This window comes from Nocardia sp. NPDC060220, from assembly GCF_042727815.1.
Classification (GTDB): domain Bacteria; phylum Actinomycetota; class Actinomycetes; order Mycobacteriales; family Mycobacteriaceae; genus Nocardia.
On sequence record NZ_JBHWZY010000302.1, the window covers coordinates 1 to 7,358 of the forward strand.

Genomic DNA, 7,358 nt, shown 5'->3' on the forward strand with positions numbered 1-7,358 from the left:
GATCACCAGGTCCGGGTCGGGCTGACCGGAGGTGTAGAGATGCTGGCCGATCGCGTCGACCGTAATCGACTGCACCAGATCCTCACCCGACTCGCCCGAGGCGATCTCCTGGCGCACCAGCGAGCGCACCGCGTCGGTGATCTCCTGGCGGCCGCCGTAACCCACCGCGACATTCACGTGCACGCCGTCGCGCCCGCTCGTTCGCTCGGCGGCCACCCGCAGCCGCTTGGCGATCAACTCGGGGAAACCCTCGAGCGACCCGACGATCCGCACGCTCCAGTTCTGCTCCGGGGCGGACAGTTCCTCGACGACATCGGTGATGACCTCGAACAGGGTCTCGAGCTCTTCGGGGTCGCGGCGCAGATTCTCGGTGGAGAGCAGGTAGACGGTGACCATCTCGATGCCCTGGTCGGAACACCAGCCGACGAGCTCGGCGATCTTCAGCGCGCCGACGCGATGGCCGTGGCTCACATCGGTGAACCCGTTCTCACGCGCCCAGCGTCGATTGCCGTCGCACATGACGGCGACGTGGCGAGGGTGCTGCTTGTCTGCCAGCTGCTGCGACAGCCTGGCTTCGTAGATGCGGTACGGCAATCCACGCACCCGACCAAGAAACTCCACGCCCGCACCCTACGCTTGCCCGCCTCCCCGAGTATTTTGCCGGTCGTGAGTAGGGGGCGAGATTCGTGCCCGGCCGGCGGCACGGGCAAGGCCGGGTTTCAGGGTGGTCGGGAAGTTACCCATGTCCTCCCGACATCAGCCGGTCGGGTTTTGTGTGGCCAGGGGCACGTTTGTGGTGTCGAGATGGGCGGTTGACGTACGGTTGGGGCACAACCTACGGTACCGTAGGTTCCGGCTCGGGAGGTTACGTGGACGATGTCCTGACTGAGATCGCCACGGTGATCAAGCCCCGTTTTCGTGGCTGGATCCATACGTGGGCGGTCGGCGTCGCCGCTGTCGCGGTGACGGTGCTCGTGGTGTTCGGGTTCCTCACGTCGTTGACCGCGGGTTGGTCGACGCTGCTCTACGGGATCTCGGTGTGCGCGCTGTTCGGGGTGAGCGCGGTGTATCACCGGGTCACCTGGGCGAGCGTGCGGACACGGGTGCGGATGAAGCGGGCCGACCATTCGATGATCTTCCTGTTCATCGCGGGCAGTTACACGCCGTTCGCGCTGCTCGGATTGCCCGGGCGGACCGGGCAGATCCTGCTGGCCGTGGTGTGGGCGGGGGCCGTCGCCGGGATCGCGTTGAAGTTGCTGTGGCCTACCGCGCCCGCGTGGGTGGGGGTGCCGCTGTACCTGTTGCTCGGGTGGGCGATCGTGCCGGTGGCCCCCGAGCTGCTGCACAACGTCGGAGTAGCGCCGCTGGTGCTGCTCGCGGTCGGTGGCGTGATCTACAGCGTGGGGGCTGTTCTCTACGCGACCAAGTGGCCCAACCCCTGGCCCGACTTCGGGCACCACGAGTTCTTCCACGCCGCGACGGTGGTCGCGGCGCTGTGTCACTACATCGCGATCTGGCTGGTCGTGCTCGGCTGAACGGCGCGTGCGCGCGGCCGCGGCCTGCGCGCCTTCTATGCTCGGTAGTTGTGTCACCCGTCAGCGCAGCTCGTGATGCCCGGGCGTCCTCGGGCGCCGGGCTCGGGCGTGCGCGGTGAACCGGCTGGTCCGGTGGGCGCTGCGGTCCTACTGGGGACTCGCGCTGGTGGTCATCACCGCCAATATGGTCGGGGTGGCGGCCATCTTCCTGGTCAGCTGGGCGGGTGGCGTGTTCACCCGGATCGGCGACGACTGGAGTGACGCGGCCGTCCTGATCCTGATCTACCCGGTGCTCGCCTTCACCCTCGGGATCGGCATCGCGCTCTACGACCGGCGCCGATATATGCGCTGGCTCGACGACAACCGCAAACCGACGCCGGAGGAAGCGCGGGTCCTGATCCGGCTGCCCGCCGCGATCACCCTGCGCGCGATCATCCTGTGGACACCGGGCGTCGCGTTGACCGTGTGGCTCGTCGACCGGTACACCGACTATCACAACATCACCGTGCTGCTGGCCGGATTCGCCCTCGGCGGGCTGGAGGCCGCGGGCGCGATCTACCTGATCCTCGACCGCCTGATCCGCCCGGCCGTGCCGATCATCGCCGCGGTGCTCGGGCCGACCGTCCATCCCAGCTCGACCGTACTGGTGCGGGTGCTCGTCACCTGGGCGGTGTCCAGCGCGCTGCCGGCGCTGATCATCATCGTCGTCCTCAGCGACACGACCACCCCGGCATCGGACCGGGTGCGCGCGGCGTGGCTGTTCTCGATCGTCGCGCTCGGCGTGGGCGCCCTCGCCACCGCGCTGCTCGCGCGCTCGGTGGCCACACCGATGCGCACGATGTACCGGGCGCTGGACCGGATCACCCGCGGCGAACTCGATGTGCGGGTGCCCGTCGGCAGCGCGAGTGAGATCGGCCGCCTCGAACACTCCGTCAACGAACTCGCCGCCACCCTGCGCGACCAGATGCACACCGAGGACGTCTTCGGTAGGCACGTCGGCTCCACGGTGGCCGAACGCGCCCTGTCGGGCAGCTCCGACCTCACCGGCGATGTGCGCATCGTCTCGGCGTTGTTCGTCGACGTCACCGGCTCGGTGCAGCTCTCCGCCGAAATGGCCCCCGAGGATTTCGTCCACAAACTCAACCGGCTGCTCGCCACCGTCGTAGCGGCCACCGAGGACAACGGCGGCCTGGTGAACAAGTTCGCCGGCGACGCCGCGCTGTGCATCTTCGGCGCGCCTTCCGCACTCCAGGACAACGCCACCCCCGCCCTGCGCGCCGCCCGCCGCATCCGCGACGAAGTAGTCGACACCGGCGAGCTCGACGTCGGCATCGGCGTCGCCCGCGGCCAGGTCTTCGCCGGCGACGTGGGCGCCGACACCCGCCTCGAATTCACCGTCATCGGCGACGCGGTCAACGAAGCGGCCCGCCTCACGACGGTGGCGAAGGAAGCACCGCGGCGGGTGTTGGTGAGCGATGCGATCTGGCAGGCCGCGACCCCGGCCGAACGAGCCAAATGGAAGCGCTACAAGGACTTACGGCTGCGCGGAATCCCCGGCCGAACCCGGACCTGGACAGACATCTCACCGAGAAAGTGAGAACCAGGTCCGTTACCGCCGAAGCGAGGCCGTCAGGGCGGCGGGATCGGTGACCGGGAGGTCACAGACCGAGCCACGGCAGACATAGGCGGCGGGGGCGCCGTTGACGAGGGGGCGGTCGGTGAGGAGCGGGGCGGTGTTCGGCGGGGCCGCGAGGATGATCGAGCCGCCAGGGGCGCTGGCACGGGCGGCGGCCAGGAGTTCCATTGCCGTGGCGGACTTCTCGGTGGCCGCGATGGCTACCTGGTACGGGCCGCGGACCGCCGCTTCGGCGACGGAGAGCCAGTTGCCCGCGGTGCGGGGTGCGCGAGCCAGCAGGATCGCGCCGAGGGCGAGGGTCTGGTCGGCGAGTTCGCGATAGCGGATGGCACGGTCGGTATCGGCGACCGCCGAGGCGGTGAGGAGGGCCTCGGCCAACGCGGAGGCGCCGGACGGGGTGGCGCCGTCGACGGGGTCGCGGGGACGGGCGACCAGGGTTTCGGCGTCGTCGGCGGTGTCGAACCAGCTGCCGGGGCGTTCGGGATCGGCGAAGTGGTCGATCGTGTTGTCCAGCAACAGCTGTGCGGCGGCGAGCCAGTCGGATTCGCCGGTGGCCTGGTAGAGGGCGAGCAGGCCGGTGACGAACCAGGCGTAGTCCTCGAGGACGCCGGGCGGGGTGCCCGCGACGCCGTCGAGGGAGGCGCGGCGCAGTCGGCCGTCGACGAGGTGGACGTCGAGCAGGTAGCGGGCGCAGCGCACGGCGGCGGCGATCCACGACGGTTCTTCCAGTGCCGCACCGGCTTCCGCGAGCGCGGTGATGGTCATGCCGTTCCAGGCGGTGACCACTTTGTCGTCGCGGGCGGGCTGTGGGCGCCGGGTGCGGGCCTCGAACAACTGAGCGCGCAGTCGATCGAAACGGGACGACTGCTCGGCGTCGACGGGATCGCTGTGGCGGGTGAGCACCGAGGTGCCCTGTTCGAAATTACCGGCGGTGCCGACGCCGAAAGCGTCGGCGGCCCACATGCCGTCGAGCGGGCCGAGTTCGCCGATCAGCTCGGCCGGCGTCCACACATAGGTCGCGCCTTCGACGCCGGGCCCCTCCGGTTCGAGGTGGGTATCGGCGTCGAGAGCGGAGGCGAAACCGCCCTGCGCCGTCCCGAGATCACCGAGCAGGAATTCGACCGTCTCCCGGGTCACCCTGTGCGGCAACGACTCCAGCGGGGTCACGGGCGCGCGACGCGCGAGATGGGCGTAGGCGCGCAGCAGGAGGGCGTTGTCGTAGAGCATCTTCTCGAAGTGCGGCACGAGCCACCCGGCGTCGACCGAGTAGCGCGCGAACCCGCCGCGCAACTGGTCGTAGATTCCGCCACGCGCCATCGCCTCGGCCGTGCGCTCGACCACGTCGAACACCGACTGGTCGCCGGTCCGCTCCCAGTGCCGCAGCAGCCCTTCCAGCAGCGCCGACGGTGGAAACTTCGGCGCCCCACCGAATCCGCCGTGCGTCGAGTCCTCGTCGGCGACGATCGCGGGCACGGCCTTGTCGAGAAGATCAGGGGCAATCGCGAATTCGGCGTCGGGCAGACCCGATGCCTGCGCCTGGAGCGCATCGGTCACCTGCCGCGCGGCCTTGTCCACATCGTCGCGCCGGTTGCGCCAGGTCTCGGTCACCGCGCTGAGCAACTGCGTGAACGACGGCATGCCGCCGCGCGGCTGCTTCGGGTAGTAGGTACCGCAGTAGAACGGCGCGCCGTCGGGCGTGAGGAAGCACGTCATGGGCCAGCCGCCCTGCCCGGTCATGGCCACGGTGGCGTTCATGTACACCGCGTCCAGATCGGGACGCTCCTCCCGATCCACCTTCACGCAGACGAAGTCGGCGTTCATCTGCTCGGCCGTGGCGAGGTCGGCGAAGGACTCGTGGGCCATCACATGGCACCAGTGGCAGCTCGCGTATCCGATCGACAGCAGGATCGGCACATTGCGCACGGCGGCCTCGGCTAGCGCGTCGGCATCCCACTCCCGCCAGTGGACGGGGTTGTCGGCGTGTTGACGCAGATAGGGCGAGGTCGCACCGGCCAATCGGTTCACGAGTTCCACCCTGCCATACGCGACGAACGCCGGCTGCGCCCCATGTGGTGGACACCGACTTCGCCCGGCCGGCGGTGCTCAGGCAATTTCTTCGCATCCCCCGTGCGGCCCACCGCGCGGTCACCAATCCGCCATCGATTATTTACCTTTCCTACTGAAATCAACGCGATCGCAACGGTGTTCGACCGCTTCGCCTGGCCGTATACCTATAACTCGGATCCAGCATCCTGCGTGATTCGCTCGGCCATAGGGGAGTGCATTGTCTGTGCAAGCGGAAACCGGCGAAATTCCGGCTTCCGCGGCAACACGCCGAGCAGTTGTCACAACGGCATGTGTCGCGGTCGCGGTCGCCCAAATGGCGACCACCATCTACCTGCCGAGCATGCCTGCGCTGGGCGCCGACATCGGCGCCGGCGACAGCGTCCTGCAGCTGTCGGTGGCCGTGTTCGTGGTGTTCGCCGCGCTCCCGGTCGTCGCGTGGGGAAGGGCGGCGGAACGGTTCGGCCGGGTTCCCGCCTTCGTCGCGGCCGGGCTGTGCTTCGTCCTCGCCAGCGCGGGCCTCGCGCTGATCACCAACGCCCCGGAGTTGCTCGGGCTGCGCGTGGTCCAGGCGATCGGGGCGGGCGGGATCGCGGTCGTCGGCCGGATGATGATCAAGGATCTGTTCACCGGCGCGGAGCTCGCGCGCCAACTCGCGCTGCTGTCGATGGCGTTCGTCGTCGCGCTCGGCGGCGGGCAGGTGATCGGCGGCATCGTCACCTCGACGGTCGGGTGGCGGTACGGATTCGTCGTGCTCGCCGTGCTCGCCGCGGTGCCGGTCGCCTTCGCCCTGCGCATCTCACTGCCCCGACGCGAAACCGGGCCGAAAGACAAAGGCACAGCCAGACGCCTTTTCACCGACCGGATCTTCGTCGTCAGCGCGGTGGCGGGCGGCATCGGATTCGCCGTCATCGTGATGATCCAGCAGAAGTCCGCGTTCATCTTCACCGACCGTTTCGCGCTCGCACCGTGGGCGTTCGGCCTGTTCGGCGTTTTCTACGGTGCCGCCTACCTCGGCGGCGCGACCTACGTCCGCCGGCGTGTGCGACAGGTGGGAGCGCACGCCATGATGCGCCAGGGCGCGGCGATCATGCTCGCGGGCTGCGTGCTCGTCACCGTCGTGTGGGCCGCCGATCTGCCCCGGGCGATCGCGCTGCCGGTCTTCCTCGCCGGGTACGTCACCACGACCTTCGGCCAGGCGACGCTGTTCCCCAACAGCGCCGCGCACGCTGTCAGCCACCTCGCCACCGGAGCCGCCATCGCCGTCTCGTGGTGCGCGCTGGTGCAGCAGGGCCTCGCGGGCATCGCCTCGCTGGCAGGCCCCACCCTGTCCGGGCTCCTCGCCTGGTCCATCGCCATCACCCTGCTCGCCGCGGTGAACGTACTCGTCGTCGCGGCGCCCGAGAAAACTGACGCACCCTCGCCAACAAAGGAATGAACGGAATGGCCAGAAACCAATTCGCAAATATCCGCAGGCAGTTGCAACTGAGCAACACATTCTGGGACGACAGCACCACGCACGGACTGGTCGACATCATCGCCGATGATATGCGCGAGGGAATTGTCCATTCCCGCGACGGTCGAACGATCGTCAACTTCTCGTCCTATTCCTATCTCGGTTTGGACAGCGATCCACGAATCATCGAGGGCGCCCATCGCGGGCTCGACGAAACCGCGACGATCAATTCTTCTATTTCCCGGATGCGCATCCGGCTCGGTCTGCTGGAGGAGGCCGAACAGCGACTCTCCCGGACCTTCGGCGCGCAGGCGGTCACCGTGTCGTCGTGTGCGGCCGCCGCGTGGGCGACCTTGCCGCTGCTCGCCTCCGGTGAGCTCACCGACGGGCACCCGCCGCTGGTGGTCTTCGACAAGAACGCGCACTTCTGCTTGAACGCGATGAAGCCACTGGTCGCGGACGAGACCGAGTTGGTCACGATCGAGCACAACGACATCGCCGCCCTGGAAGAGTTGTGCCGCACGCATTCGCACGTGGCCTATGTCGCCGACGGGGTCTACAGCACCGGCGGCGGCGCACCGCTCGCCGAGTTGCACCGGCTCCAGGATCGATACGGCTTGTTCTTGTATTTCGATGAGGCGCACGGCATTTCGACGTTGGGTAGCCA

At 68.5% G+C, this 7,358-nt stretch carries 6 protein-coding genes; 4 read left to right on the top strand and 2 right to left on the bottom strand.

The window, feature by feature from the left end:
* The coding region (gene uppS / locus ACFWF3_RS17215) for a polyprenyl diphosphate synthase (protein ID WP_379314434.1) at positions 1 to 621 on the bottom strand (621 nt) is incomplete at its 3' end.
* A 248-nt stretch (positions 622 to 869) separates the two neighbouring features.
* On the opposite strand from uppS, the gene ACFWF3_RS17220 reads away from it, so the two are divergent.
* Together ACFWF3_RS17220 and ACFWF3_RS17225 are read left to right on the top strand one after the other, a co-directional pair.
* Positions 870 to 1,535, top strand: a complete 666-nt coding sequence (locus tag ACFWF3_RS17220; RefSeq protein WP_378993047.1) for a hemolysin III family protein — start codon at positions 870 to 872, stop codon at positions 1,533 to 1,535.
* Between the two features lie 115 nt (positions 1,536 to 1,650).
* Complete coding sequence (locus ACFWF3_RS17225; RefSeq protein WP_379314435.1) at positions 1,651 to 3,132, top strand: adenylate/guanylate cyclase domain-containing protein; 1,482 nt, start codon at positions 1,651 to 1,653, stop codon at positions 3,130 to 3,132.
* A 12-nt stretch (positions 3,133 to 3,144) separates the two neighbouring features.
* Here the strand turns inward: ACFWF3_RS17225 and ACFWF3_RS17230 are convergent, their stop codons facing one another.
* The gene (locus ACFWF3_RS17230; RefSeq protein WP_378993051.1) at positions 3,145 to 5,196 is read right to left on the bottom strand and encodes a thioredoxin domain-containing protein; all 2,052 of its coding nucleotides are present in this window, start codon (positions 5,194 to 5,196) and stop codon (positions 3,145 to 3,147) included.
* A gap of 265 nt (positions 5,197 to 5,461) precedes the next feature.
* Here ACFWF3_RS17230 and ACFWF3_RS17235 point away from each other — a divergent pair, with 265 nt between their 5' ends.
* Positions 5,462 to 6,673, top strand: a complete 1,212-nt coding sequence (locus ACFWF3_RS17235) for an MFS transporter (protein WP_379314437.1) — start codon at positions 5,462 to 5,464, stop codon at positions 6,671 to 6,673.
* A gap of 5 nt (positions 6,674 to 6,678) precedes the next feature.
* The coding region (locus ACFWF3_RS17240; protein WP_379314436.1) for an aminotransferase class I/II-fold pyridoxal phosphate-dependent enzyme at positions 6,679 to 7,358 on the top strand (680 nt) is incomplete at its 3' end.